The sequence below is a fragment of the Haloarcula sp. H-hyl2 genome, from assembly GCF_056934385.1.
This window is the reverse complement of the sequence record NZ_JBRIIJ010000003.1, coordinates 56,343-80,525: the sequence shown is the minus strand read 5'-3', so window position 1 is coordinate 80,525 and position 24,183 is coordinate 56,343. Positions and strand designations below refer to the sequence as shown.

The following is a 24,183-nucleotide window of genomic DNA, read 5'->3' as shown; positions in this document are numbered from 1 at the left end:
CGACGGTCTCTCCCCCAACTGGGCGGGGCGACACTACTCCGCTTCTTCACCGTCCCCCATCCACCGCAAGCCGAGCTGTCGATAACCGTCGAATTCGCCACGTTCGATCTCTGCCTCGATTTCGCTGTGTGTCTCTGTGTCGATACGGGCGATGTGACAGAGTGGATGCCCAGGGAGCGCGATCGGGTTCTCAAGGACACCCACCAGAATCCCTGTAAACGGCGCGGTGACGACCCGTTCCTCCCGCGAGAAGTGATCAGTGATCCGGCAGATGGTCTCGTCCTCGTGGACGAGTGGTGTCGGCCCCCATTCCATATCGACGAGTCCGCCCGTGTCGGCACGAAGCCAGCGTTTCTCCTGATCGCCGCCGAGCGTCTTGTGCCAGTTCGGTTCGACTGACTCGGTCTCCGGGAGGACGTCGAACTCCGCGAGGACGTTCTCGACGCCAGTGATGGCCTTGTCGATGAGCGGCCGCTGGAAGCGGTGGGCTTTCCCCATCTCGACGGTAATCGTCGGGATACCGTCGGCTGTTGCGACCGTCCGAATCGACCCCGGGTCACCGTCCCCGACCAGTGTGACGTTCGCACCGAACGCCCGTGCGAGTCGAGCGACCTGTGGGTCCGCCATCGCGGCCCTGGTGTGGAACATCGTCGTCCGGTTACGGGTCGAGGTGTGGAAGTCGATACCCAGATCACACTGTCCGAGGAACCGCGAGTACACCTGATTGGCCATCCGCTCGGCCGTCGTACTGCTCGCTTTCCCCGGGAACGAGCGGTTCAGGTCCTGATCGTAGATGGGGATGTCGCGTTGCTGGGAGAGGTAGCCGGGCACGTTGACCACGTGCAGACAGACGAGCGTGCCATGCAGGTCGCCGGGATCGTATCGGGCCGAGACCTCCTGAAGCACTTTCACGCCGTTCAGTTCGTCGCCGTGGACACAGGCGGTCAGGAATACGTTCGGGCCGCCGTACTCGCCGTTGACGATGGTTATCGGTATCTCTACCGGGTCACCGAGATACGTCTCGCCGACCTCGTATCTGAAATGCCGCTTCTCACCGGGGCTCACCTCGCCGTCGTAGCGGAACGGTTCGGGGGGTTGGGATGACACGGCGAACCGTTCGTCGCCGCGTGTCAAGAGTGTGCAGGGAGAGCGTGTCTACGGATCACGACGACTTTCAGATCACGCAGGGTCGCCCGGTTGCCCGAGCGCCACGAAAACGATGGCCTTCATCCCGAGTGACTGGTGGGGACTACAGAAGTATCGGTAGACGCCCGGGTTCTCGAACGCATGCGTGAAAGTGTGGTCCGCTTCGTCGACGGGTCGCCCGCTCGTGAACGCGCCACTGGTCGAGACGCAGTTGTGTGTGCCACCGCGACCGGTCCAGACCCACGTGACCGTCGTTCCAGGGGAGACAGCGACTGCAGCGGGGCCGTAGTAGTAATAGCCGTTGGCCCCCTGGACGCCGACCCGGATTTCGTAGTCGCTCTGACCCCGGGCCTCCACGGTCCCACGGTAGTTACTGACGTTCTCGAACCAGCCCTGATAGTTCGGTTCGTTTGGGACGTAGGTATCGTCGCCGTCGTCGTCGGGGTCGTCCTGACAGCCGGCCAGTACCGCTGCGCTGCCCACGGCCAGCGTACCTACTGCCCGGAGGAACTGACGCCGGTCGGTCCTCTGAGGGCTCCCCTTTCCTCCCGCTGGAGTCCGGGTCACTGGGTCGCAAGTGCGTCCTCGTTCAGGAACAGGTACACGAGCAGGAGTATCAACAGCACCTGCACGGGCTTGTCGACGAGTGCGATGCTCATGTCTGGCATCCCCTGGGCGGCCCAGAGGACGATCTGTCCGGCGGTGAAGGGGATCCCGAGCACGTACAGGAGTCTCCGGTAGAGGTTCAACAGGAGCGCGCCGATCGCCCCGAAGAAGACCACCGTCGCGAACAGGAACCCGGGGAACCCCTGGTTCAGATACAGCAGCAGATGGATGCCGCCTGTGATCGCTGCCAGTGCGCACGCGAGCCAGTGCGCCCACGTCATCTTCGACATGTCGAACCCGATCTCGCCCCGCTCTAGGATGCCGTACTTCTGTGCGATACCCATAGCTATTCCCGCAAGAAAGGGGAGCCCGCACTCTTTGCTATAGAGGCGTTAGTTCGCACTAAGCCGACCTTATATTCATCCGAACCAGTCTCCTGCACGCCGGGACTACAGTCGCCGGACGCCGACGAAATACGCAGGTGAGGCGCCCCACCGGCGCTCGAAGGCGGTCTCCATCGCGAACTCGACCTCCCAGCCGCCGGTCCGCTCGAACCGCCGGCGTATCTCATCGGGAGTCAGCCCGTAGACCGGTCTGTCCATCGAGCGTACGTCCCCGAGCACGCAGTAGAGCCCCCCGCTCCGGAGGACGGATTCGAGCTGTCCGACGAACAGGTCGCGTTCGCGGTCACCGAGGACGTGGAACATCGCCGAATCGAGGACCGTTCGGAACGTCAGCCCGGCAGCCCGGAGCCGGTCCAGAGCCAGTGCGTCGAGCACGAGAAACCGAGCCGGTATCTGGCGCCAGCGGGCTTTCTCTCTGGCCTGGCTGATCGCGAGTTGTGAGAGGTCGATCCCCAGGACGTCGTACCCTTTCCGCGCGACGTACATCGTCAGTTCGCCGGTGCCACACCCCACGTCCAGAACCGGACTCTGGACGTATCCGGACTCGACGAGGTAGACGAACGGCCGCTGTGGCCGGCCGATGTCCCAGTTCGGGACACCCGTGTAGGCCGCATCGTAGACGTGCGTCAACGGGTGTCGCGGGGGTGGACCGACGCTACTCATGTGGCCGCGGGCACCTCTGGTCCAGCATGGCCGGATGCTTCGGCGAACAGGACCGTAATTATTCGCCTCCCAGAAACCGTCGACGTTCCGACCGCTGTCATCTTTTTTGGTTCCGCTGCCCGTCAGTTCACGGTGGAGATGGCCGACGAACGCCGACTGGCTGGTGCGGCGACAGGACTCGCGGTCCTGGGACTGGGCCTGGCGGTGGCTCTCGAGAGCGGTGTCGGATTCGACGACGGGATCTGGTATCCGGTGGTGTACGCCGGGACTCCGGCTCTCGTCGCCCCACTGGTCTATGTACATGCTCGTCCAGACGCCACGCCACTCCAGTCGGTTCTCCTGGCGGGGTGGATGCTCGTCAGTTCGATCCTCGCCCTCGCGGGAACTGTCGTGTTGGTCCTGGGGTTTCCCCCGACCGGGCCACGCCCGTGGCTGCTGGCGCGTCTCTTTCCGGTCCTCCTCTATCTCGGGTTCCTCCTCGCCCCGGTCGGGACCGCTTCCGTCGCCGCCAGACAGCGTGGCCCGCTCGCGGTCGTCGCGCTGCTACTCTCGCCAGTGTGCCAGTTGCTCGTCGCAGCACTGTTGGTTCTCGCCCGTTGAGAAACCGATTCCGGGTCCGGCCCTGCCCGACTCCCACGTATCGATGGCTGCGAATTTATTGTGTGTGGATGCGAAGCACTAGCACGATGTACGAGACCATCCTGGTCCCGACGGACGGCAGCCCCGGCGCCCGTCGTGCGTTCTCCCACGCGGTCCAGTTGGCCGAGCGGGCCGACGCCGCTGTCCACGTCCTCGCTGTGTCCGCTCCCGACAGCCAGACCACTGCGGGAGACGACCGTGACCGACTGCCCGACGAGTGGATCGAGACGACCATCGACGGGGTCGCCACACCTGTCGACGTGACGACAGCCGGTAGGTCCGGCGTACCACACGAGGAGATCCTCGGCTACGTCGACGAGGTCGACGCCGGTCTCGTCGTGATGGGTACCCACGGCCGCACGGGGGTGCGGCGGTACGTGCTCGGCAGTGTCACCGAGAAGGTCGTCCGCCTCTCGGAGGAGCCAGTGCTGACCGTCCGCTCGGGGGACGACGCCCGCGTGCAGTTCCCCTACGACGATATTCTCGTCCCGACCGACGGCACCGAGGGCGCGTCGGTCGCGGTCGAACCTGCAGTCGGGCTGGCCCGCCTCTGTGAAGCGCGCCTCCACGCCGTCTCGGTCGTCGACACGCGTGCGGTCGGCACTACCGTCCGCCCGGATATCGTGCTCGGTGAACTGAAGTCACAGGCTCACGATGCCGTCGACGAGGTCGCACGGACGGCCTCGAAGGCGGGTGTCGAACGGACTCGCACCGCCGTCGAGGAGGGAACGCCCTACCGGGCCCTGCTGTCGTACGTCGACGAGTTCGAGGTCGACCTCGTCGTGATGGGTACCCACGGGAGACGCGGTGTCGACCGCTACCTCCTGGGGAGCGTCACGGAGAAACTCGTCCGCACCTCGCGGGCCCCCGTCATGTCGATCAGATATCCCTCGGAGTAGCCGATGGACAGACGAGCTTTCCTCCGATCCGCTGGAGCTGTCACGCTCGCCGGTGCCGCCGGCTGTCAGTCGAACGCGTCCTCCTTCGAAGAGGGATTCGAGGACGGCCTCGACGGCTGGGAGGCAGCGGCTGCCATCGGTCCGGAGGTCGAGGTCTCGGAGTTCGAGTGGTCGGTCGCGGTCACCACAGACCAGGCCGCCAGCGGTCAGCGAAGTCTCGAGGTATTCACCGAGGGCGACTACGACGACGGGACAGCCTGGGTCGTCCACCCGGTCCCGGTCCCCGGCGACGGCCGACACCGGGCGACCGTCACGGTGTCGTTCTGGAGCGAGTCGGAGTCGTTCAACACGCTGCGCAATGCTGTCGTCCGTCTCGGCCGCGAGCTCCCAGAGAGCGAGTCGGACTTCCCGGACCCCGGCGTGAACACGACGGCGCTGGCGGAACCGCCCTACGGCGGCCTCCGGGAACCGCTGCATCTCACCGAGGGGTGGCGCACCTACCGCTTCGAGTGGTCGACGCCACCGCTCTCGACCGAGACCCTCTACGTCGCCGCGGGCGTCAGCGTCGTCTGGGAGGCCGACGCGACCCACTATATCGACGACATCGCCGTCGATATCACGCCACGATAAGCCACCGATGAACGAGACACTCGATCCGCGACGGTCGCTGGCCCCGGCAGCCATCGCGTTCGCCCTCGGACTGGTCTCGCACGGCGTCGATCAACTGCTCTACTTCCGGGCCGGTCCGGTTCCGATCCTGGTCGCCGGCCCGGTCGTCGCGACGCTCGTTGCTATCTACGCCCGTGGTGTCGCACCACCCGTCCTGACGCTGTTCTCGCTCGTCTGGGGGGTCCTGGCTTCCGGTGCCGCGGTCCTGCTGGTCTATCTCCAGGCCGTCTCGATGGAACTCCCCCGACCGCTGACGGGTCCCGAGATGGTGCTGTACGATCTGGGGATGTTCTGCTGGTTCGTCGGGGTTCTGGCCGGCGGCTACTATCTCGCGGCCCGGTCCGAGCGCCGTCTGGCTGCCGTCACGCTGCTCGTCATCCCCGTCCTCCAGGGTGCATACGGTCTCATTCTAGGGATCCTCGTCAGTCTCGGGATCTACGCCTGAGTGGTCGGGACGCGATAACCGGGGCTGTCGTCCACAAAAATCGGCTGTATTCGTCGGCCGGTACCGCTTCGCTTCCCGGAATCAGCCCAGGAGGAGTTTCAGCCACTTGTTGTTCTTCACGAACGACAGGTCTTCGATGTAGCTGTCGAGGCCGAGGATGCGGCCCGAACCGAACGCGCCGAGGCCGAACAGCAGGACGGCGTAGACGATGTGATCGTCGACGACCCAGCCGTGAGCCACCGGGAGACCGGCCAGCAGTCCGCCCTGGAGCGCCGCGAGCCAGTAGAAGAGCATCATCACTGCGCCCCAGAAGGCGTTGAACCGGACGAACGCGCCCAGCAGGAGCCCTAAGCCGGTCAGCGTCAGCCCCAGCATGTTCAGCCAGTCGATGAGCGGCATCCCGGCCATCGAAGCGAAGAACCCAGCCAGTGGGTTCCCTGCCGGGACCGCGTTCTGCAGGAAGCCCGCTGCAGTCCAGTTGTTGGCTGGGTTCCCGTCGAGGTAGGTCACCAGCTTCGTTACACCGCCCTGGAACAGCGTCCAGCCCATCACGATGCGCATGAAGAACAGGGAGTATCCGACCCAGGTCTCCGAATAGTCGAACGTGACGTTACGCCCTAGCATCTCCGACCGCAGAGTCTGTTTGGTACTCATACTCAAATAATGGATGAAATAACATATATTTGTTTGGGGCATTCTCAAATACCGAGAGAATATATTTCTAAAGTTCTTGAGAGTGGACAAAACAGGTAGCTACAGACCTGTAGGGAGTTTATGGTCCTCAGATAGCTCGGTTATAAAAGTGACAGGAGTCTTTATCGCCGACGTGGGGATCTCTGTATCGCTCCTGTCGGGACGGAGCGAAGTCACTCTCCGACGCCGTCCTCCCTCGCGTCTCTCACCCCGCAGAGCTCCGTGCGATCATCGGCATCCCTCAACGAGCTCGCCTCCCCCTTCACGGGGTACGGAAAAACCGTGTTTTCGAGATCAATCCGCCGTCACTTCGTGGCCGGCGATTCTCCCTTCACGATACGGCGTCGCCATGGCGTAGAGGGCGTAGACGCCCAGGACGGCGATGCCGGCCAGGACGAGCCCGGTCCGGATCGTCGGGTCGATCATGGGGGTCGCGATCACTTCGCCCGCTTCGTTGGTCAGTGGTGCGGCCCCGTAGGGTTTGCCGGCGAGGATCTCCACGATCCCCAGGCCGACCACGCCCAGCAGCATCAGTCCGCCGCTCAGTGCCATTGCCGCCTTGTCGACGATGTCGTTCATTGTTGGTCACCTTGGTTGTGGTGTGTTCGTGGTGTTGGTCAGCCGAGTAGGTACTTCAGCCGGGGGCGCTGTTGGACGAATTCGGTCTTCTCGATGATGGCGTCCAGGCCGTAGTAGCGCCCGGTCGCCAGGACGATCATGGTCATGAACAGCAGCAGGCCCATGAAGTCGCTGTTGACCAGGCCGTGGCCGAAGCCGGCGTTGCCCACCCAGAACAGGGTCATGAAGATGACCCCGCCGAAGGAGGCGAACCTGGTCAACACACCCGCGATCAGCGCCAGCCCGATCAGCGTCTCGAACAGCGGCACGCCGGGCTTGATCAACCACGCAAGGTTGTTCCCCATCCAGACCGGGATCGGGCCCAGCGCCGTGCCGGTCATCTGCTGCATGTACGCTGCCCCGTACCCGAAGTTCAGGCCGTCCTCGATCAGTTTCGTCACGCCGGCGTGGAAGAACCACCAGCCGGTCAGCACCCGCAGGGTCGCGAGCCAGTACGCCGTCCAGGGTCTATCGAACTCCATCTGGAACTCCTCGGCCAGTGGGTTCGCTGCTTGGTAGGACATCCTGTCACCTCACATGTACGGCTTGACCCTGAAGGGAGATATAACAGGGGCGGAGTTCCCAGACGATGGGAACGCGGTAGAAGACCGCTCCCGACTGTTCCCAGGGGATGAGAACGACGGAACCGATTGAAGACGTCTCTCACGAAAGTTGGTACTAGATGTCACGCTCGTCACCGTCGGCCCCGCGCTCGCACGTCCCGAGGGGCGGGGCCGATACTCGATGAACTGATCCATCCACCCTAGAGGGCAATGATTCCAGCAACCACCTCGACGGTGCTGCTCGTCGTCGTGACGACCGCGACGATCTGCGTCGGCGGCAGCATCGCGTACATGGCGCACCGCGCGGCACGACGAACCGGTTCCGAACCGCTCAGGCTGTTCAGCTACGGCTTCGGGGTGATCACCGCCGGCGTCGCAGCCAGCGGTCTGATCGCCCTCACGACCACGGTCCGGACGGACGAGATCCTCCTCGTTCAGGGCACGTTCGTCCTCGTGGGACTCGCGCTGCTGTTGCGCTCGCTCTACATCTCCGCGCCCACGTCGCTCTCGCGGGAGATCAGATAGCGGGCCCGGGTTCCACGGTCAATCGGCTTCTGTCGCCCGTGCCGGTGTCGACGGAGACTGTCGCTCCGCGGCGGAGCCACCCGACCCGCCGAGCGAGCGCGCCGAGTTCCCGACGACGAGCAGACTGCTGGCGGTCATCGCCAGCGCCGCAAACAGCGGGTTGAGCACGCCAAGCAGCGCCAGCGGCAGAGCCACGGCGTTGTAACAGAACGCCCACGCGAGATTCTGTCGGATGCGCGACCGGGTCGCCGCGGTCAGGTCGAACACCGTCGGCACGCGCGCGAGAGTGTCGTCGGTGACGACGGCGTCGGCGGCCTCGGCGGCGAGTTTCGTCCCCGATTCCAGCGCGATACCGAGGTCCGCGGTCCCGAGCGCCGGGGCATCGTTGGTGCCGTCGCCGACCATCGCGACGGTTCCACGGGACTGGAGGCGTTCGACGACCTCGGCTTTCGCTTCCGGAGGCACTCCGGCGAAGACCTCGTCGATAGCGTCGTGGCGGCGGAACGGTTCGGCGGCCTCGTGACTGTCGCCCGTGATGACCACGACCTCGTGGTCCACGGCGAGCGACGACACCACCGACTCCCAGGTGTCGCGCCGTCGGTCGCCACCGACCACGATGTCCCGGGCCTGCCCGTCCCAGCCGACGAGCGCGGGGACGTGGCCCGACCTGCGAGCCTCGTCGTACTGGCTCCGGAGCGATTCGGGAATCGACAGTCCGAGATTCGCAAGCAGGTCCGGCCGGCCGACGACGACCCGCTCGCCGTCGACGGTCGCACTGACGCCACGCCCGGGGTGGCGCTCGAAGCCGTCTACCTCGGCCGGCGGGGCGGTAACGGCGTCCGTGACCGCCGCTGCTATCGGATGGTCGGAGAACTGCTCGACAGCGGCGGCCCGGCGCATCGCTTCGTCCCCCGCTCGCTCCAGCAGGGTCACGTCGCCGGTCGTCAGCGTCCCGGTCTTGTCGAAGGCGACGACGTCGGCCTCGGTGGCCGTCTCGAACACCGACCCGTCGGTGACGACGATGCCGTCGGCGAGCGCCGCGCGGATTCCCGCAGCGGTGGCCAGCGGCGTCGCCAGCCCGAGGGCGCAGGGACAGGAGACGACGAGGACGGCCAGACCGGTCAGGAGTGCGTCGGTCGGCGCGGCACCCAGCACGACGTGCGCGCCGGTCGCGACCACCGACAGCACCACGACCAGCGGGACGAAGACGGCGGCGATGCGGTCGACGAGGCGCTGGATGCCGCCGCGGTCGCTCTGGACCTCCCAGAGCAGGTCGGTGAGCCGGTCGACCGTGCTCCGGGCGTCGGGGCCGACCGTCACGACGAGTCCGCCCTCGGTGACCATCCCGCCCCCGACGACGTCGTCGCCCACTGTCTTGCGGACCGGAAGCGACTCGCCCGTCACGAGCGACTCGTCGACCGCCGCAGTCCCCTCCAGCACCGTCCCGTCGACCGGGACGCGGTCGCCGGCCCTGACGACGACCTCGTCACCGGCCGACAGTGCGTCGACGGGGACGGATTCGGTCCCCTCGTCGGTCCGACGCTGTGCGCTGTCTGCGCGCTGTGCGGTGAGGTCTGTCAGCCGCGAGGCGGCCGCCCGCCGAATCCGGTCCTCGTAGTAGTTCCCGACGGAGACGGCCATGACGATGACCGTCGCGACGTCGAAGTAGACCTCCGTCTCCCCGAGCAGGAGCGCGAGGACGCTGTAGCCGAAGGCGGTCGTCGCCGCCATCGCCACGAGCAGGTCCATGTTCGGATGACCGGTCCGTAGACTGACCACGGCCCCGCGGAGCATCGGCCACCCGGTGTAGCCGACGACGACGGCAGCCATCACGGCCATGTTCCAGAGGAGGTACGCGCCGGCCGGGCCGTTCGGGTCGAGCAAGAGCAGGCTCGCGTCGACGCCGAGGTACGCGGGGTAGAGGAACAGGGCGTACCAGAGCATCGTCATCATCCCGAAGAACCCGCCGACGACGAGCCGTCCCGCCAGTTCGTGCTCGTCCTCCCGACCGGCTTCCGGCTGGCGGGCTTCGTAGCCGCCGCCCCCGACGACAGCGGGGAGCTCGTCGGCGTCGAGGTGGTCCGGGTCGTACGTGAGTTTCATCGTCCCCGTCGCGTAGCTGGCAGCCGCCCCGGCGACCCCCTCGTGGTCGGTCGCACGGGCTTCGAGGAACGTCTCGCAGGTCGCACAGTGCATCCCGTCCACGGAGAGGAAGGCGGTCTCGCCCTCGGCGTCGTCCGGGTCGGTGCCGGTCTCGACGTCGTCGATGTCCTGTGTGGCCGGCTCGTCGAGGGTCCGAGCGACCGCCAGACAGCCCCGACAGCAGAACGTACCGTCGACGTCGCTGTCGGTGACGGGCGACTCGGCCGGCAGTCCACAGAGGGTACAGTCGGTCATCCGCTCACATCCACGGCATCGGCAGGGGTGGTTTCGGGAGCGGGACGCCGAAGACGCCCAGCCCGTTCGACAGTGGTACCAGCGCGAGGACGACGAAGACGGCCCCGAGGACCCGATGGAGGGCCGCCCTGCGGGACGGCGAGAGCGACCCGAAGGCGGTCCCGTAGGCGAACACGAGGGGGATAGTTCCCAGGCCCAGCGCCGCGAGCGAGAGGCCGCCGGTCACGGCCGAGCCGGTCGCGAAGGCGTAGAGGAACGCCGGGTACAGCAACGGGCACGGGAGCAGGCCGTGCATCGCACCCAGCGCGAGCATGCCCGGGCCGTCGACCCAGTCGTCGACACGGGCGACGAGCGTCGTCGAGACGCGCTGGAAGACACCGCCGACGACAGGGAGCGACGCGGCGACGTCGACGGCACTGCCGCGAGTCAAATAGCCCAGCCCGACCCCGAGGATGAACAGGCCGACGGCCACACCGACGAGCCCTCGGACGGCGGTCCCGAGTCGCGCGAGCCCGGCGACGTCGAATAGGAGCCCGCCGGCGGCGCCGAGCGCGACGCCGATGGCCGTGTAACTCGTCGCGCGGCCGACGTTGAACAGCACCTGCTGTCTGATCTCGTGTGTCGAGACCGGCCCGCCGTCGTCCAGTCGTTCCGCGTACGTCGTCACGAGCGGGCCACACATCCCCAGACAGTGGACGCTGCCGACGAGACCGAGCCCGGCGAACGCAGCCAGGCCGGCTGTCTCACTCGCCGAAAGGCCCGCCGTCGCTGGACCCATCTCAGGCGGTCTGTCCCTCGTGTGGCGACGCCATCAGGAAGAGACTCGCCGCGATGATGACGACGCTGACGAGCGAGAGCGCGACGATGGTCCGACCGGTCCCCTGGAGATAGTACGCGACGGGCGCGAGCCCGAGCAGAGCGAGCACCGTGACGAGTCGCGGGTTGGAAGCGGACATGGTTGCCCCTATGAATGAGGGGACATAAAAACGGTACCCCCGTTCCTATCCGGTGAAAAGGGGGGAACAGCTTTTTTATACTGGTCGTATTCGACCCGGGTATGGGCCGAGGAATTGCAGGAGTCAGGAGACACACGCGACTGCAGGAGGGGTCGCAGTGTCGCTGAACCGGCGCCAGTTCGTCCAGACCGCCACTGGGGCGGCTGCACTGGCTGGAGTCGGAACGGCGACGGCACAGGAAGAGCCCGACTACGGCGGCTGGTTCGACGATGTCTCGAACTACGAGGGCACCGTCGACAAGCGGGGCCAGGACACCGTCGAGATCACCGTCGGTGCGCAGGGGAACAACGGGGCGTTCGCGTTCGACCCACCCGCGGTGATGGTCAGCCCCGGCACCGAGGTCGTCTGGACGTGGAACGGCGAGGGCGGCGGGCACAACGTCGTCTCGGACGGCGACGGCCCGCTCGATTCCGGCTCGCCGGTCTCGGACGCCGGGACGACCTACAGCCACACCTTCGAGAGCGAGGGCATCTACAAGTACGTCTGTGTCCCCCACGAGGCACTGGGGATGAAAGGCGCCGTCGCCGTCCGCCCCGGTGGCTCGGGCGGCGGCAGCGACCAGCCGACGGGACCGCCAGCCAACCCCGATTACGGCGGCTTCTTCGACGACGTCTCGAACTTCGACGGCGAGACGGTCGACCGACTGGGGGAAGACAGCGTCGAGATCACCGTCGGTGCGCAGGGCAACGGCGGCGCGTACGCGTTCGATCCCCCAGCGGTACGCGTCTCACCGGGGACGGAGGTCGTCTGGACGTGGAACGGCGAGGGCGGTGGGCACAACGTCGTCTCGGACGGCGACGGCCCGCTGAACTCCGGTGACCCGGTCTCTGACGCCGGGACGACCTACAGTCACACCTTCGAGGAGACGGGCATCTACACGTACGTCTGTGTCCCCCACGAGGCACTGGGGATGAAAGGCGCCGTCGTCGTCGGCGCGCCGCCGGGCGACGGCGGCAGCGGTGGGGGCGGCCCCACCGTCGAACTGTCCGGGCCTCGGTGGCTCTTTACCAGTTCGATCATGCTCGCTTTCTTCACGCCGCTGCTGTACGCGGCGGTGAGTCGCCGGCGCAAGCGGCAGGCCCCACCCGAACTGACCGACCAGGACGGCCGGGCGGTGGTACAGGAGGCAGCACAGACGGAACTGGCCAGAGAACTGGACCACGAGGAGTACGACCCCTGGGGGACGGCCGCCCTGGTGGCGTTCTACTTCGTGTTGATCGCCCTGCTGTGGGCGTTCATGTACTTCGTCGAGTTCCTCGGCCGCGTCTCGGTGATCGGGTGATACCATGCAGGTCCACAACTTCGAGAAAGTCTGGCTCGGCGCAGCGATACTCCTGATCGTCGGCTTCATCGCCACCATCGCCTACGGCTCGGTCGGCGCTGGGATCTCGATGGTCGACGACAGCGGGGGAACGATCAGTGCACAGGCAGTCCAGAACGGTAACACGGGGACCGGGTTCGACGACCCCGGCGTCGTCAAACAGAGCGACGATCAGTACGTCGTCTGGGTCGTGGCCCGGCAGTTCCAGTTCGCCCCCGGGAGCGGTGACAACCCCATCGTCGTCCCGGCTGACGCGCGGATCACGTTCAAGGTGACCAGCGCGGACGTGGTCCACGGGTTCTCGATTACGGAGACGAACATCAACACTATGGTCATCCCAGGACAGGTCGCGGAAGTCACGGCGCGGTTCGACGAGACCGGCACGTACGGGCTCGTCTGTCACGAGTACTGCGGGGCCGCACACCACACGATGGGTGGCTCCATCGAGGTGGTCCCGCCTGCAGAGTACGAGAGCCAGCAGTCCCAGGAGGTGAGCGGCTGATGGTCTACGTCGACGAGTTCCCCAGGACCGCGAAACTCGTCCGCAGCGAGTTCATCGTCGCGTTCGTGGCTCTTGGTATCGGGGCCCTGTTCGGCGTCGTCCAGGCGCTCCACCGCACGGGCGTCTTCCGCGGATTTGTCAGTTCGGCCGACTACTACACGCTCCTGACGGCCCACGGTGTCCTGCTCGCGCTCGTGTTCACGACGTTCTTCATCGCCGGGCTGTTCGGTTGGGCGGTCTCGAACAGCCTCGACCGCGAACTCCCACCACGGCTCGCGTGGGGTGCGTTCTGGCTCATGCTCGTCGGGACCGTGATGGCTGCGGTCGCCATCATCGGCGGGCTCATCGGTGCGCCGAGCATCCTGGGCCACGCGCTGAAGGCCGACGTCCTGTTCACGTTCTACGCGCCCATGAAGGCCCACCCGGCGTTCTACCTGGGGGCCGCGCTCATCATCGTGGGCTCGTGGATCGCCGGCGCAGCCTACTTCAAGTCGCTGTGGGACTGGCGCTCGGAGAACCCCGACGACCGCATCCCCCTGCGGACGTTCATGGTCGTGACGACGATGCTGATGTGGTACATCTCCACCATCGGCGTCGCCGTCGAGGTCGTCGTCTTCCTCATCCCGTGGTCGCTGGGCCTCATCGAGACTGTCGACCCACTGCTGACCCGGACGCTGTTCTGGTACTTCGGCCACCCGGTCGTCTACTTCTGGCTCATGCCGGCGTACCTCGTCTGGTACACCGTCCTGCCGAAACTCGCGGGCGGCCGGCTGTTCAGTGACCCGCTCGCACGCGTCGTGTTCGTCCTGTTCCTGCTGCTGTCGACGCCGGTGGGCTTCCACCACCAGTACGTCGACCCAGGTATCCCCGAAGGGTTCAAGTTCATCGCGATGACGAACACGATGTTCCTGTTGTTGCCGTCGCTGCTGACGGCGTTCACCGTCGTCGCATCGATGGAACACGGCGCCAGACAGCGCGGCGGTTCGGGCTACTTCTCGTGGCTCCGGAACCTGCCGTGGGGGAACCCCGCGTTCGCCGGCTGTGCGCTGGCCGGGCTGATGTTCGCGGCCGGCGGGTTCTCCGGGATGATCAACGCCGGGATGAACATCAACTACCTCATCCACAACACGCTGTGGGTGCCGGGTCACTTCCACCTCACCGTCGGCACCGCGTTCGCGCTGACGGCCATGGCCATCAGCTACTGGCTGGTGCCCCAGCTCACCGGCAAACAACTCCAGCGCAAGTCCCTCGCCATCGCACAGCCCTACGTCTGGTTCATCGGCATGACGCTGATGTCCAACGCGATGCACCGCGCCGGCCTGGCCGGCATCCCGCGCCGGACCGCCGAGCCGACCTACGACGAGTTCGCCTTCGAGGGCGTCGCCGGGACGGTCGGCGAGATGCGCATCCAGATCGCTATCGGCGGGTTCCTGCTGTTCGTCGGCGCCGCGCTGTTCCTCGTGGTGATGGCCGAGACGTTCCTGGCCCACCGCGGCGGCACGCTCTCGGTCAACAGCACCATCCCGGAGCCGCTCTCGGGGCCCGAACACAGCCCCCGGATCCTCGATAACTACAAGCTCTGGACCGCTATCGCGCTCGTCCTGATCGTCATCGCCTACGGACCGCCGCTGGCCAGCATGGTCGCCGACGGCATCACCATGCCAGGGAGCCCGCCGATCCCGGTCTGATAGTTCCACCCTCTTCATATCCGAACATGTTCGACGACGTCGACGGACCCGAACAGACGCAACTCGCGAAGACGCTGATAGTGCTGGCTATCGCCATCCCGATCCTCATCGAGGTGGCGACCTTCGGCAGCCTCGTCGGACACTCGCTGCTTGGTGGCGGCGGTGACACCCAGGCGGCGGCCACGACCCCCACCGAGACCATCGAGGGGGCCAGCGTCGGTGACGAGGTACTGACGGAGACGGCCCCGATCGAACGGATCGACCGGGCCGCCGTCGTCACCGGTGAGGACGGCTGGCAGTTCCTCCTGACGCTGAACGTCTCGAACCCGACGGACACGGCCTACGAACTCCGCCTCGGTGCCGTCGAGACCCGTGACGGCGAGACAGTCCAGGGGTCGGCGACGACCGGCGATCTCTCGCCCGGCGAGGACGGCACCGTCACCGGTGTCTGGGTGCTGCCGAAGGGCCACCAGCCCCAGACCGTCGCGGCCACCGCAGTCCGGGACGGGGCGGCAGGTCCCGAACTGTCGAACGCCACCATCGAACTCGGCTCGATCCAGGTCTCGAACGGCTGATTCTCCCAGCTGTCAATCGTCGCCCGATCCGTCACCGACAATCGGCGGTTCGAGTCCGCCGCCGTCCTGCATCCCGTCCGTCTCTGGGTCGTCGGTCTCGGTTTCTGGGTCGTCGGTCTCCCTCTCCGCTGGGTCCTGTTCGTCGGCGGAGACCAGTGCATCGTTGTCGTCCGGGCGCTCCGAGAATTGGTCTTCGCCAGTGGTATCGTAGACGGCCGTGTCGGTGTCGCCGGACGCACCCGAGACGGTGAACGTCTCCAGCAGGTCGCCCAGCTCGGCGGCACGCTCGGAGAGCTCCGTGACCTCGCACTGGGTATCCTCGACCGCAGCGACCTGTGCGGCAGTCGCGTCGGCAACGCCGCCAGCTTCGCTGGCCGTCTCTTCGCTGATGTCGCCGACCGTCTGGACCATCTCGACGACCTCCTGTGTTGCCACGGCCTGCTCGTCCGTCGCGGCGTCGATCTCCCGCATCCCGCTGGTGGCCTCGTCGATCTCCGTGACGATCCCGTCGAAGGCGTCCAGCGCGTCGTTGACGGTATCTGCACCAGTCGACACCCGGCGCTGTGTGGTGTGCATCTCCGAGACTGTCTGTTCGACCTGCTGGCGCATCCGCTGGATCGTGGATTCGATGTCGGCAGTGGCCTCGACGGTCTCCTCGGATAGCTGCTTGACCTCGGCGGCGACGACGGCGAACCCGTCGCCCTCCGCGTCGGCCCGTGCCGCCTCGATGTTCGCGTTGAGCGCGAGCATCGTCGTCTGATCGGCGATGTCGGAGATGAGGTCGGTCACCGCCTCGATCTCGGCGGTGAGCGATTCCAGTTCCTCGACCTCGTCGACGGCGCGACGCGTCGACCCCTCGATGTTCTCCAGGGCATCGGCGGCGCCGGTCGCTGCCTGTCGGCCCTGCTGGCTCCGTTCGAGGGCAGCGTCCGCGCGCGTTCGGACGCTGTCGGCGGCGGCCGACATCTCCTGGACCGTCGCCGAGAGGTCGTCGAGCTGTCCCGAGACCGAGTGGAGCTGGTCGGACTGTCGCGTCGCCCCGTCTGCCATCGCCGTCGCCGACCGCTCGACGTTCCGACTCCGCTCGCGGACGCTCGAGACGTTCTCTGAGACGTCCCCGCTGGCTCGCTCGACGGCCCCAGCGAAGGCCCGAACCTCACGGATCGTCTCCTCCCACTCCGCCATGACGTCGTTGTACGCCGTCGCGATTTGTCGCATCGCCTCGTTCTCGGTATCGGTGTCCATCCGCCGAGTGAGATCACCGGCCGCACAGGCCGCCATGACCTCGCTGTATTCGGTGGCCCGGGCCTCCAACTGTTCGGTGAGGGCCTCTGCGGCTGTCCGGGCGTCGTCGGCCTCGGCTCGCGCCGATTCGGCCTGTTCTCGCGCGGTCTCGGCACGCTCTTTCGCCTGCTCTGCGTCGTCGATCTGCTGTCGGAGCGACCGGCGCATCTCGTCGAAGCCGTCGTACAGCTGTCCGATCTCGTCGACGCGGTCCGAATCGAGCGTGACCGCCAGGTCCCCGTCACGCATCCGATCGGCCTTCCTCGACAGTGCAGAGAGCGATCCCGCAGCTCGGTGGCCGACTGCCAGGGAGACACCACCGAGGACCAGCAGCGCCGACAGGAGAGTCAGGAGGAGACTCGTCCCGATCTGGTTTCGCAGGGCGTACGCGCTGGCGGCCGGCACCTGCGTGACGACGGTCCAGTCGAGTTGCTGGAGCGTGGCGTACCCCAGGACGGCATCCCCGTGTTGCTGGAATCCGCTCCCGTTCTCGGTGGTTCCGTTCGCCGCAATCGCGGCCGCGCCGGTTCCGGCGAGGGACCCACCCAGGACCGCCCCACCGTCGGGGCCCATCACGGTCGTCTCGCCGCCGGCCATCGCCTGTCGGAATTCACCGGATCGGTCGGAGAGACTCGCTTCCACGACTACGACGTGCTCCGTGTTCTGTGGCGGCGAACTGATGAACGCCAATACGGTATCGTTCGTGACTGGCGATTCGTACGGCCGCTCTGGAATGTACACTGTTCCGGGCCTGTCCGTCTGGTTGTCGATGTGAGCGGTGTCCTCGGCCCAGGGCACTCCAAGCGACCCCAGTTTCTCTCCCCTGATGCCCGAGGCCGTACTCGCCTCGACGGTGCCGTCGGCGGCCTGTACGTAGTGGACGGCGACGAACGCCGACGTCAGATCGCTGGCCTCAAGCAGGAGATAGTCACGGATCGGTCCAGGCAACCCGTTTTGGAACTTCTTGACTGACGACAGTGTTCGTGTCTGCCGACGAAAGCCAGCCACCCAGCTATCGAGTCCGTCGGCCTGTAGCTCAGCGGTCGAGAAGACTCGCGACTCGACCTGCTCGTCCAGTGTCGCCGTCGTCTCGGCGTAGAAGAACGCGCCGATGCCACCGGCCACCAGCATCGCTGCCAGGAGTGCCACACCGAACTTCCTGACGAACTGTTGCCGGACCGCGTCCGGAAGGTACCGCGCGATCTCGAGGCGTCGCACGGCGTCGTCTGCGCTGACCATCTATCCCCAGCTTTCCAAACTCTCTCCTTAAAACTGCCACATATATAGGATTACGTACCGTATCGCCCCCGAATTTGGAACTATAGATACGAGAGGCGCGAACACTCGGGAATACTACTGGATGCCCCCATCGAGAGCTCCTGAGACCATCCCCCTCCGTCCGCACGTGGCGCTGACCCTGCATCGAGCCACGTGATTCCGCAACATAGCCCTACATACCTCTATTTGGGACAATTATAAACCGCTTAGATTCCGGGGTGGCCAGGCAACCGTGTAATGGGGACCACCATCTCACGCGGCAGGGAGGGTGGGCGGGGTGACTGAGCCGACTGTTCTCGTCGTCGACGACGAGCCTGGCCTGGCCTCGCTGTACGTGGCCTGGCTGGACGGTGCGTACGACGTGCGGTCGGCGACAGACGGTGTAGCGGCACTCGCGGCGGTTCGAGACGGAGTCGACGCTGTCATGCTCGACCGGCAGATGCCCGGACGCTCGGGAGACGAGGTACTCGAGACCCTCAGACGACAGGGTGATCGGACGCCGGTCGCGATGGTCACAGCGAAGTCGCCCGGGGCCGAGGCACTGGCACTTCCGTTCGACGACTATCTCGTCAAACCGATCTCACAGGCGGCGTTCGCCGAGAGCGTCGAGCGGCTACTGACAGTCGAGACCTACGACCGGACCGATCGTAGCTGTGCCCGGCTCGGCCGGAAACTCGCGCTGGCACAGTCCTTCTGGACACCGGCCGAACGCGAGGACCGGCGTGTCTATTCGCGAGCCCAGCGAGCCTTCGCCGAACTGGCAGGGCGAGTGGACCGGCCGGTCGACGAACTGATCGGGGTCACCGATGACGAGGACACGGTCCAGTTCGAGGGGGCGGTGGAACTGGGGGGCAGTTTGTAACGCGATGGGACTCCCACTCGTTCCAGGACGGGTCAGTAGTAGTTATCCTGCCAAGCTCGTCGCTGGGTTCGCCGTCGTGACGCTTCTCATCGGCGTTGCCGGCATCGGTCTCTACTCTCAGTCCGACAGGATGCTCGAACAGGAGACACAGACCGAGCTCGAATCGGCGGCACAGATCGAGGCCAGAGCCCTGGACGAATGGTTCGAACAGAAACGGATCCAGACCCGGACAGCCGGCGAAGCTGCTGCCTTCGAGAGCCACGACGAGACGGTCATCGTCCAGCATCTCTGGACTATCGTCGAGCGGGACGACGACACGGAGGCGGCCTACTTCGTCGATACGGCCAACGGGACAGTCGTCTCCAGTGTGGGCAGCTCACGGATCGTCTCGGCGGCCGACGTCGTCAGTCCGGCCGGCCAACGGGATTTTACGACCCGGGCACGCGGCAATGATCGGGTCACCGTCTCGGAACCGTTCAGGCCATACGAGGGTGGTGCACCGGTGATCCTGTTGAGCGCAGCGGTCCCGGACCGCCCCCATCGGCGACTCGTCACGGTCGTCAACCTCCGCCAGCTATCGGACTCGCAAGCACACCAGCTCGCCCAAGCCCGGTTCGAGGTCGTCGATAGCGAGGGTGCCGTCGTGATGGCCGAGAACGCCAGCCGGATACTCGGTCCGACTGGCCTCTCCCGACGGCCCGCAGGGGATACCGGGTTCGACCAGCTTCGGTACGACGGCGAACAGGCCGCAGTCGGCTACGCTCGCATGGACGCTCGCGACTGGGTGGTCGCTGCGTGGCTCCCGACGACGCAGGCGTTCGCGCTCCGGTCGGCGATCGTCGAGAGCCTCGGCTGGATGCTCCTGACCGTGATCGCTGGACTGGGGGCTATCGGCCTCTTGCTCACACGGAGTACGATCCAGCCCGTCCGTGAACTGGCTACCGAGGCCAGAGGGCTCCAGGCGGGGTCACTGGACGACCCGATCTCGACCGATCGGACCGACGAGTTCGGTGAACTCTACGAGGCCTTCGAGGAGATGCGTCGATCCCTCCGCGAACAGATCGCACGGGCCGAACGGGCACGCCAGGAGTCCGAACAACTGACCGAGACGCTCGAACGGGAGGCCGAGGCCTTCGGTGAGGTGATGGCTGCCTGTGCCGACGGGGAACTCGACCGCCGACTCGACCCAGAGAGTGACAACCCGTCGATGCAGCAGATCGCCATCGCGTTCAACGAGATGATGGACGACGTCGAACAGCAAAACGAGGAACTCGAGGCGTTCACCTCGATCATCTCTCACGACCTCCGGAACCCGCTGACCGTCGCCTACGGGCGCGCGCGACTCCTCGAAGATCCGGCGACCGCCGAACACGTCGACCCGCTGATCGAAGCGCTCGACCGGATGCAACGCATCGTCGACGACGGACTCACCCTCGCACGCGGGACACAGCTCGAGGCAACCGACACGGTCGAACTGGCAGAGCGTGCGCGGACCGCCTGGAGTCACGTCGAAACCTTCGAGGCCTCGCTACGTGTCGCAGAGGCGACTGTGCAGGCCGATCCCGACCTCTTGGACCAGCTGTTCGAGAACCTCTTTCGCAACGCGATCGAACACGGTGGCCAGGACGTGGCTGTCACCGTCGGCGCCTCAGAGGACGGGTTCTACGTTGCCGACGATGGACCAGGATTCAACGTCGAGAAGCCGGACAGCGTGTTCAAACCTGGCGTCTCCGATGGCTCTGGTGGGATTGGCCTGGGACTCACGATCGTCAAGCGGATCGCAGCGGCCCACGAGTGGCACGTCCGTGCTCGCGACGACGACGGTGCTCGGTTCGAGTTCGTCGTCAGGCCAACCGTCGCACAGACGAACTATTCGAGTATCGAAGCGACCACCGACGGGGCCGATGCATTGTGACCACTATGTACTGCTGTGATCGGTATATATGGCTGCTAGCAACGTGTTTACCGAGGGTGGGATAACTACGAACGATGCCAGCAGACCCTCCCACCCTCGATCGACGTGCGTTCCTTCGCGGGACCGCCGCCGGTACCGCTTCGGTTGCGGGCTGTCTCGAGGGGAGTGGCGACTCCACGCCGGCGACGACAGCGTCGCCGACGCCACTCTCGGGACGCATCTCGGTGGCCGGTAGCAGCACCGTCTATCCGCTGACGCTCCGGATCAGCGAACTGTTCGCCCAAGAGTATCCGGCTGTCTCCGTCTCCGTAGCCTCGACCGGGACTGGCGGTGGGTTCGAGAACTTCTTCTGTGTCGGCGAGTCCGATATCAACGACGCCAGCAGGCCCATCGCCGCGAGCGAACGGACGACGTGTCGGGACAACGGTGTCGACTTCGTCAGATTTCAGGTCGCGACAGACGCGTTGACGGTCATCGTCAACAACGATGTGGACTGGGTCGACTGCATCACGCCGGCCGAACTCGCGACGATGTGGCGTGCGGACGGCGCGACGACGTGGGCCGACGTCAGACCTGCGTGGCCAGACCGGACGTTCGAACTGTACGGCCCGTCCTCGGATTCAGGGACCTTCGATTACTTCGCGGAAGAGATCATCGGGAGCGTCGACGACCACCGCGAGGACTATCGGGGGACAGAACAGGACAGTACTATCGTCGAACACGTCCGGCAGTCACGGGATGCCATCGGCTATCTCGGGTTCGCGTACTACACCCAGAACAGTCAAACCGTCGACGCACTCGCCATCGAGACTGCCGACGGTTGTGTGGGACCATCGCTGTCGACCGCCGAAAGCGGAGCCTATGCGCCACTCTCACGCCCGCTCTACATCTACGTGGCAGCGGCTGCGCTCGAACGGCCGGCCGTTCGGACGTTCGTCGAGTACTACCTCGACAGGGTGGATACCGAGCTCGTCAGTGACGTGGGCTACGTCCCATTGAACACGGAGACCGCAGCGCAGAACCGAGACAAACTCGTCGGCCTGCTCACAGAGAACTGACCACAGCGCCCGGACCGAAGGGTCAGACGAACCCGCGTTCGCCGTCTGCCGTCGCGTTCGCGAGCCAGGTCGGGGGCTGGACACGTGGGACCCCGACGTTGTCGACGCGTTGCTCGATCGTGACACGGATCGTCTCCGCCCCGTTTCGAGCATCGTAGGACACGACCGACTGACGGACGAGGCCGTCCTGCTGGACGGTCAGCCGAACGGTGGCGTTCGACGGTGGGCCGGTCGCCACGGGGACCATCTGACCGGGCAGGCGTACCTGTCCGCTCGAGACCAGCCGGACGCCCGTATCGGTCCGTTCCCGAACCTGGTAGTCCGCAGTCGTCAGGAGCGCACCCGGTCGCTGGACGCTGAACTGATGGATGGCCGGTGGGCTGGGTTGCGTACCGAGTGTGACCCGCCCGCCTGCCAGTTCCGACCGGACCCAGTACCGTGAGCCGTTCGTCCAGAGGTCGCTCCGCCGCACCGTCGGTGTAAGCGTACCCGTGCCGATCGCGTTGAACGTCTGGCGCACCCGGCCATCGGGTGCGCTGTAGCGAGTCCACTGGATCCGTAACGACCCGTTCCCGCTGGTGAGGACCGCTGTCTGTGTCACTGCGTAGTGTCGGCCATCGAGGTGTGCAGTGTCCGCACGACGAAGGGTGTCCGCATCGACGACGGTTCCCGCAAGCTCACCGTTCGTCGACCCTGGTATCCCCGGTGCGACGGGCGTGGGGGTCTGTGGGACCGGCGCAGGGGTGACCGGACTGGCAGATTGACTCGGTGCCAGGAGTCCGGTACAGCCCGCTGCTGCCGCGAGTACCACACAGAGCAGCCCGACGGTTTTCGGTCGCACGATCTCCCCAGTCGTGTTCTCAGTCGCTGCTCATCGGAGACAACGTTTGCGGTGTGCGCGGATGGTCTCGATGCAGTCGGTGATGTCCGCCAGCGCGGGACAGGTCGCCTCGCAGTCGGTATAGAGGAAGCGAACGAGACTCTCGCCGTCGATACCCGACAGTCGTGCTGCCGAGCGACGGTGGAGGAGTTGCTGTCGGTCCTCGGCGAGGTCGCTACAGGTCGCCTCCAGGGCGGTCAGTTCGTCGTCGCAGTCGCTCAGTGACGCCTCGCGTGTGCCGTCCTCAATAGCCCCCCTGATCTCGGCCGCCTGCGATTCGACTTCGTCGAGCTTGGACTGTACCGTCGTCAGCGAGCGCTGCTCCTCGCGGAGTAATTCCACGAACTCTTTCCGTTCGGTCACGCCACGTTCGCTCGCGGCAACGAGCGTCTCGTAGAGCATCGGGGTCAACTGCTGGCCGTCCACGACCTGTCTCGCCACCTCCGTACCGAGTTCGGCCGCCATGTTGGCCTGGAGTGATTCGCCGTACTCGCGCTCGTAGTGTGGCACCGACATGACCGTCTCCGTGTACGCTTTGCGTACTGTCTGGAGCTGGATCGACCCCGTCGACTCCTCGGTCGCTCCAGTGAGTGCAATCACCCCACCGCCGGAACTGCCCGGGCGAGTCGCCGGTCGCTCCGGTGCCAGGTTCTCGATCCGCGATGTGAACCGTCGGAAAGCCGTTCGCTCTCGACTGACAAACTCGATTTCTCGATCGAGAATCTCTAACGCAGTCTCGGTCCGGCGCTGATTTGTGCGTGGCATGGGGGGGCAGGGGTGGATACTGTCGACAGCCCAACGACTCTGGACTGGTGTCGACGATCCTATCTCTCAGTCCTCGGGAGGCGGAGTTGTTCGTTGCTATGTGGCCTATATACTGCCATGAGGGGAACGTACCACTCAATTCCCGTGTGCGATTCACCGAAAGGCGCGGCTAACTAACCATTCACGTTCCGTTCTGGAGACGTATGGGACATCTCTCCAAGACCAGGCGCGGTTATCTCGCCCTCACGACCGGTGTCGTCGGTGCACTGGCCGGCTGTGGCGGTGACGGCGGATCCGGCGGTGACGGGGGCGGTGGACCGGGTCCGGACGAGTACCCCACCATCGACGAATGGCTCACCGAAACGGAACTCGGTGGTGCTGACGAGTCATACGACGGAACGTTCGCCGACGAACGCGGCACAGATACTGTCACGATCGATGTCGGGTCAGAAGGGAACGGCGGGAACTTCGCGTACGGTCCGTCAGCAGTCGTCGTCTCCACCGGGACGGAGATCCGCTGGAACTGGACGGGCGAGGGGAATCCACACAACGTCGAAGCGCTCCCCGAGGAACAGCTCGGTGAATCCGACTACGAGTTCAGTTCTGGCGAAGCAATGGGCGGCTCAGGGGTACAGTACACCCGAACGATGGATACCGAGGGCATCGCACTCTACCACTGTGAACCACACTTCGCGCTCGGGATGAAGGGCGGTATCGGCGTCGAGTAACCGACCGGTTCTGGGGTACCTCCACCCTGGTCGAGACCGTGGGA

The 24,183-nt window shown here is 65.7% G+C and carries 26 protein-coding genes; 13 read left to right on the top strand and 13 right to left on the bottom strand.

Going from position 1 to position 24,183, the window contains the following annotated elements:
• Positions 1–33 precede the first annotated feature (33 nt).
• The 4 genes from Hhyl2_RS17770 to Hhyl2_RS17755 form a co-directional block, all read right to left on the bottom strand.
• Entirely contained in the window at positions 34–1,107 is a 1,074-nt protein-coding gene (locus Hhyl2_RS17770; RefSeq protein WP_483552129.1) for a succinylglutamate desuccinylase/aspartoacylase family protein, read from the bottom strand.
• A gap of 72 nt (positions 1,108–1,179) precedes the next feature.
• The gene (locus Hhyl2_RS17765; RefSeq protein WP_483552128.1) at positions 1,180–1,629 is read right to left on the bottom strand and encodes a halocyanin domain-containing protein; all 450 of its coding nucleotides are present in this window, start codon (positions 1,627–1,629) and stop codon (positions 1,180–1,182) included.
• Positions 1,630–1,709: 80 nt separating this feature from the next.
• Positions 1,710–2,096 carry a hypothetical protein gene (locus tag Hhyl2_RS17760; protein ID WP_483552127.1) on the bottom strand — a complete coding sequence of 129 codons (387 nt, stop codon included), beginning with the start codon at positions 2,094–2,096 and terminating at the stop codon, positions 1,710–1,712.
• Between the two features lie 105 nt (positions 2,097–2,201).
• Positions 2,202–2,819: a class I SAM-dependent methyltransferase gene (locus Hhyl2_RS17755; RefSeq protein WP_483552126.1), complete on the bottom strand. Its 618-nt coding sequence runs from the start codon at positions 2,817–2,819 to the stop codon at positions 2,202–2,204.
• A 138-nt stretch (positions 2,820–2,957) separates the two neighbouring features.
• Between Hhyl2_RS17755 and Hhyl2_RS17750 the strand changes: the two genes are divergently transcribed.
• The 4 genes from Hhyl2_RS17750 to Hhyl2_RS17735 all read left to right on the top strand — a co-directional run bounded on the left by Hhyl2_RS17750 (position 2,958) and on the right by Hhyl2_RS17735 (position 5,471).
• Positions 2,958–3,419: a hypothetical protein gene (locus tag Hhyl2_RS17750; RefSeq protein ID WP_483552125.1), complete on the top strand. Its 462-nt coding sequence runs from the start codon at positions 2,958–2,960 to the stop codon at positions 3,417–3,419.
• Positions 3,420–3,505: 86 nt separating this feature from the next.
• Positions 3,506–4,357: a universal stress protein gene (locus tag Hhyl2_RS17745; protein ID WP_483552124.1), complete on the top strand. Its 852-nt coding sequence runs from the start codon at positions 3,506–3,508 to the stop codon at positions 4,355–4,357.
• Positions 4,358–4,360: 3 nt separating this feature from the next.
• Positions 4,361–4,987: a hypothetical protein gene (locus tag Hhyl2_RS17740; RefSeq protein WP_483552123.1), complete on the top strand. Its 627-nt coding sequence runs from the start codon at positions 4,361–4,363 to the stop codon at positions 4,985–4,987.
• Between the two features lie 7 nt (positions 4,988–4,994).
• Positions 4,995–5,471: a hypothetical protein gene (locus tag Hhyl2_RS17735; protein ID WP_483552122.1), complete on the top strand. Its 477-nt coding sequence runs from the start codon at positions 4,995–4,997 to the stop codon at positions 5,469–5,471.
• 81 nt (positions 5,472–5,552) lie between these two features.
• On the opposite strand, the gene Hhyl2_RS17730 is transcribed toward Hhyl2_RS17735, so the two are convergent.
• The 3 genes from Hhyl2_RS17730 to Hhyl2_RS17720 form a co-directional block, all read right to left on the bottom strand.
• Positions 5,553–6,125 (bottom strand): DoxX family membrane protein, encoded by a 573-nt coding sequence (locus Hhyl2_RS17730; RefSeq protein WP_483552121.1) that lies wholly within the window; start codon positions 6,123–6,125, stop codon positions 5,553–5,555.
• A gap of 333 nt (positions 6,126–6,458) precedes the next feature.
• Positions 6,459–6,743: a hypothetical protein gene (locus Hhyl2_RS17725; RefSeq protein WP_483552120.1), complete on the bottom strand. Its 285-nt coding sequence runs from the start codon at positions 6,741–6,743 to the stop codon at positions 6,459–6,461.
• Between the two features lie 38 nt (positions 6,744–6,781).
• Complete coding sequence (locus Hhyl2_RS17720; protein WP_483552119.1) at positions 6,782–7,306, bottom strand: DoxX family protein; 525 nt, start codon at positions 7,304–7,306, stop codon at positions 6,782–6,784.
• Positions 7,307–7,555: 249 nt separating this feature from the next.
• Between Hhyl2_RS17720 and Hhyl2_RS17715 the strand changes: the two genes are divergently transcribed.
• Positions 7,556–7,870 carry a DUF7521 family protein gene (locus Hhyl2_RS17715; RefSeq protein ID WP_483552118.1) on the top strand — a complete coding sequence of 105 codons (315 nt, stop codon included), beginning with the start codon at positions 7,556–7,558 and terminating at the stop codon, positions 7,868–7,870.
• 18 nt (positions 7,871–7,888) lie between these two features.
• On the opposite strand, the gene Hhyl2_RS17710 is transcribed toward Hhyl2_RS17715, so the two are convergent.
• The 3 genes from Hhyl2_RS17710 to Hhyl2_RS17700 are packed head-to-tail and all read right to left on the bottom strand — an operon-like array spanning position 7,889 to position 11,223.
• The gene (locus tag Hhyl2_RS17710; RefSeq protein WP_483552117.1) at positions 7,889–10,267 is read right to left on the bottom strand and encodes a heavy metal translocating P-type ATPase; all 2,379 of its coding nucleotides are present in this window, start codon (positions 10,265–10,267) and stop codon (positions 7,889–7,891) included.
• 4 nt (positions 10,268–10,271) lie between these two features.
• Positions 10,272–11,045: a sulfite exporter TauE/SafE family protein gene (locus Hhyl2_RS17705; RefSeq protein ID WP_483552116.1), complete on the bottom strand. Its 774-nt coding sequence runs from the start codon at positions 11,043–11,045 to the stop codon at positions 10,272–10,274.
• Between the two features lies 1 nt (position 11,046).
• On the bottom strand, positions 11,047–11,223 hold the full coding sequence (locus tag Hhyl2_RS17700; RefSeq protein WP_483552115.1) for a DUF8131 family protein: 177 nt from the start codon (positions 11,221–11,223) through the stop codon (positions 11,047–11,049).
• Between the two features lie 157 nt (positions 11,224–11,380).
• On the opposite strand from Hhyl2_RS17700, the gene Hhyl2_RS17695 reads away from it, so the two are divergent.
• From Hhyl2_RS17695 to Hhyl2_RS17680, 4 genes are read left to right on the top strand one after another with little or no spacing between them, the layout of a single operon-like run.
• On the top strand, positions 11,381–12,565 hold the full coding sequence (locus Hhyl2_RS17695) for a halocyanin domain-containing protein (RefSeq protein ID WP_483552114.1): 1,185 nt from the start codon (positions 11,381–11,383) through the stop codon (positions 12,563–12,565).
• A 4-nt stretch (positions 12,566–12,569) separates the two neighbouring features.
• Positions 12,570–13,106: a cytochrome c oxidase subunit II gene (locus Hhyl2_RS17690; RefSeq protein ID WP_483552113.1), complete on the top strand. Its 537-nt coding sequence runs from the start codon at positions 12,570–12,572 to the stop codon at positions 13,104–13,106.
• The gene (locus Hhyl2_RS17685; protein WP_483552112.1) at positions 13,106–14,794 is read left to right on the top strand and encodes a b(o/a)3-type cytochrome-c oxidase subunit 1; all 1,689 of its coding nucleotides are present in this window, start codon (positions 13,106–13,108) and stop codon (positions 14,792–14,794) included. The genes Hhyl2_RS17690 and Hhyl2_RS17685 overlap by 1 nt, the downstream gene beginning before the upstream one ends.
• 26 nt (positions 14,795–14,820) lie before the next feature.
• Positions 14,821–15,369, top strand: a complete 549-nt coding sequence (locus Hhyl2_RS17680) for a hypothetical protein (protein WP_483552111.1) — start codon at positions 14,821–14,823, stop codon at positions 15,367–15,369.
• A 12-nt stretch (positions 15,370–15,381) separates the two neighbouring features.
• Here Hhyl2_RS17680 and Hhyl2_RS17675 read toward each other — a convergent pair whose 3' ends face one another.
• Entirely contained in the window at positions 15,382–17,892 is a 2,511-nt protein-coding gene (locus tag Hhyl2_RS17675; RefSeq protein WP_483552110.1) for a methyl-accepting chemotaxis protein, read from the bottom strand.
• A 316-nt stretch (positions 17,893–18,208) separates the two neighbouring features.
• Here Hhyl2_RS17675 and Hhyl2_RS17670 point away from each other — a divergent pair, with 316 nt between their 5' ends.
• The 3 genes from Hhyl2_RS17670 (at position 18,209) to Hhyl2_RS17660 (ending at position 21,766) form a co-directional block, all read left to right on the top strand.
• Positions 18,209–18,793 carry a response regulator transcription factor gene (locus tag Hhyl2_RS17670; protein WP_483552109.1) on the top strand — a complete coding sequence of 195 codons (585 nt, stop codon included), beginning with the start codon at positions 18,209–18,211 and terminating at the stop codon, positions 18,791–18,793.
• Between the two features lie 4 nt (positions 18,794–18,797).
• Positions 18,798–20,708, top strand: coding sequence for a HAMP domain-containing sensor histidine kinase (locus tag Hhyl2_RS17665; RefSeq protein ID WP_483552108.1), 1,911 nt, complete (start codon positions 18,798–18,800; stop codon positions 20,706–20,708).
• A 74-nt stretch (positions 20,709–20,782) separates the two neighbouring features.
• Positions 20,783–21,766 carry a PstS family phosphate ABC transporter substrate-binding protein gene (locus tag Hhyl2_RS17660; RefSeq protein ID WP_483552107.1) on the top strand — a complete coding sequence of 328 codons (984 nt, stop codon included), beginning with the start codon at positions 20,783–20,785 and terminating at the stop codon, positions 21,764–21,766.
• A 22-nt stretch (positions 21,767–21,788) separates the two neighbouring features.
• Here Hhyl2_RS17660 and Hhyl2_RS17655 read toward each other — a convergent pair whose 3' ends face one another.
• Both Hhyl2_RS17655 and Hhyl2_RS17650 read right to left on the bottom strand, forming a co-directional pair.
• Positions 21,789–22,607: a hypothetical protein gene (locus tag Hhyl2_RS17655; protein WP_483552106.1), complete on the bottom strand. Its 819-nt coding sequence runs from the start codon at positions 22,605–22,607 to the stop codon at positions 21,789–21,791.
• 30 nt (positions 22,608–22,637) lie between these two features.
• The gene (locus tag Hhyl2_RS17650) at positions 22,638–23,411 is read right to left on the bottom strand and encodes a DUF7260 family protein (RefSeq protein WP_483552105.1); all 774 of its coding nucleotides are present in this window, start codon (positions 23,409–23,411) and stop codon (positions 22,638–22,640) included.
• Positions 23,412–23,614: 203 nt separating this feature from the next.
• Between Hhyl2_RS17650 and Hhyl2_RS17645 the strand changes: the two genes are divergently transcribed.
• A complete protein-coding gene (locus tag Hhyl2_RS17645; protein ID WP_483552104.1) occupies positions 23,615–24,139 on the top strand; it encodes a halocyanin domain-containing protein in 525 nt (174 codons plus the stop codon).
• The last annotated feature ends 44 nt before the right edge of the window (positions 24,140–24,183 follow it).

Excerpts from the sequence above, each read along its gene's own strand:
- Hhyl2_RS17730 (WP_483552121.1), bottom strand. The coding sequence starts at position 6,125 with ATGAGTACCAAACAGACTCTGCGGTCGGAGATGCTAGGGCGTAACGTC.
- Hhyl2_RS17650 (WP_483552105.1), bottom strand. The coding sequence starts at position 23,411 with ATGCCACGCACAAATCAGCGCCGGACCGAGACTGCGTTAGAGATTCTC.
- Hhyl2_RS17680 (WP_483552111.1), top strand. The coding sequence starts at position 14,821 with ATGTTCGACGACGTCGACGGACCCGAACAGACGCAACTCGCGAAGACG.
- Hhyl2_RS17710 (WP_483552117.1), bottom strand. The coding sequence starts at position 10,267 with ATGACCGACTGTACCCTCTGTGGACTGCCGGCCGAGTCGCCCGTCACC.
- Hhyl2_RS17700 (WP_483552115.1), bottom strand. The coding sequence starts at position 11,223 with ATGTCCGCTTCCAACCCGCGACTCGTCACGGTGCTCGCTCTGCTCGGG.
- Hhyl2_RS17735 (WP_483552122.1), top strand. The coding sequence starts at position 4,995 with ATGAACGAGACACTCGATCCGCGACGGTCGCTGGCCCCGGCAGCCATC.
- Hhyl2_RS17755 (WP_483552126.1), bottom strand. The coding sequence starts at position 2,819 with ATGAGTAGCGTCGGTCCACCCCCGCGACACCCGTTGACGCACGTCTAC.
- Hhyl2_RS17705 (WP_483552116.1), bottom strand. The coding sequence starts at position 11,045 with ATGGGTCCAGCGACGGCGGGCCTTTCGGCGAGTGAGACAGCCGGCCTG.
- Hhyl2_RS17720 (WP_483552119.1), bottom strand. The coding sequence starts at position 7,306 with ATGTCCTACCAAGCAGCGAACCCACTGGCCGAGGAGTTCCAGATGGAG.
- Hhyl2_RS17675 (WP_483552110.1), bottom strand. The coding sequence starts at position 17,892 with ATGGTCAGCGCAGACGACGCCGTGCGACGCCTCGAGATCGCGCGGTAC.
- Hhyl2_RS17665 (WP_483552108.1), top strand. The coding sequence starts at position 18,798 with ATGGGACTCCCACTCGTTCCAGGACGGGTCAGTAGTAGTTATCCTGCC.
- Hhyl2_RS17745 (WP_483552124.1), top strand. The coding sequence starts at position 3,506 with ATGTACGAGACCATCCTGGTCCCGACGGACGGCAGCCCCGGCGCCCGT.
- Hhyl2_RS17725 (WP_483552120.1), bottom strand. The coding sequence starts at position 6,743 with ATGAACGACATCGTCGACAAGGCGGCAATGGCACTGAGCGGCGGACTG.
- Hhyl2_RS17740 (WP_483552123.1), top strand. The coding sequence starts at position 4,361 with ATGGACAGACGAGCTTTCCTCCGATCCGCTGGAGCTGTCACGCTCGCC.
- Hhyl2_RS17750 (WP_483552125.1), top strand. The coding sequence starts at position 2,958 with ATGGCCGACGAACGCCGACTGGCTGGTGCGGCGACAGGACTCGCGGTC.
- Hhyl2_RS17645 (WP_483552104.1), top strand. The coding sequence starts at position 23,615 with ATGGGACATCTCTCCAAGACCAGGCGCGGTTATCTCGCCCTCACGACC.
- Hhyl2_RS17760 (WP_483552127.1), bottom strand. The coding sequence starts at position 2,096 with ATGGGTATCGCACAGAAGTACGGCATCCTAGAGCGGGGCGAGATCGGG.
- Hhyl2_RS17660 (WP_483552107.1), top strand. The coding sequence starts at position 20,783 with ATGCCAGCAGACCCTCCCACCCTCGATCGACGTGCGTTCCTTCGCGGG.
- Hhyl2_RS17715 (WP_483552118.1), top strand. The coding sequence starts at position 7,556 with ATGATTCCAGCAACCACCTCGACGGTGCTGCTCGTCGTCGTGACGACC.
- Hhyl2_RS17690 (WP_483552113.1), top strand. The coding sequence starts at position 12,570 with ATGCAGGTCCACAACTTCGAGAAAGTCTGGCTCGGCGCAGCGATACTC.
- Hhyl2_RS17685 (WP_483552112.1), top strand. The coding sequence starts at position 13,106 with ATGGTCTACGTCGACGAGTTCCCCAGGACCGCGAAACTCGTCCGCAGC.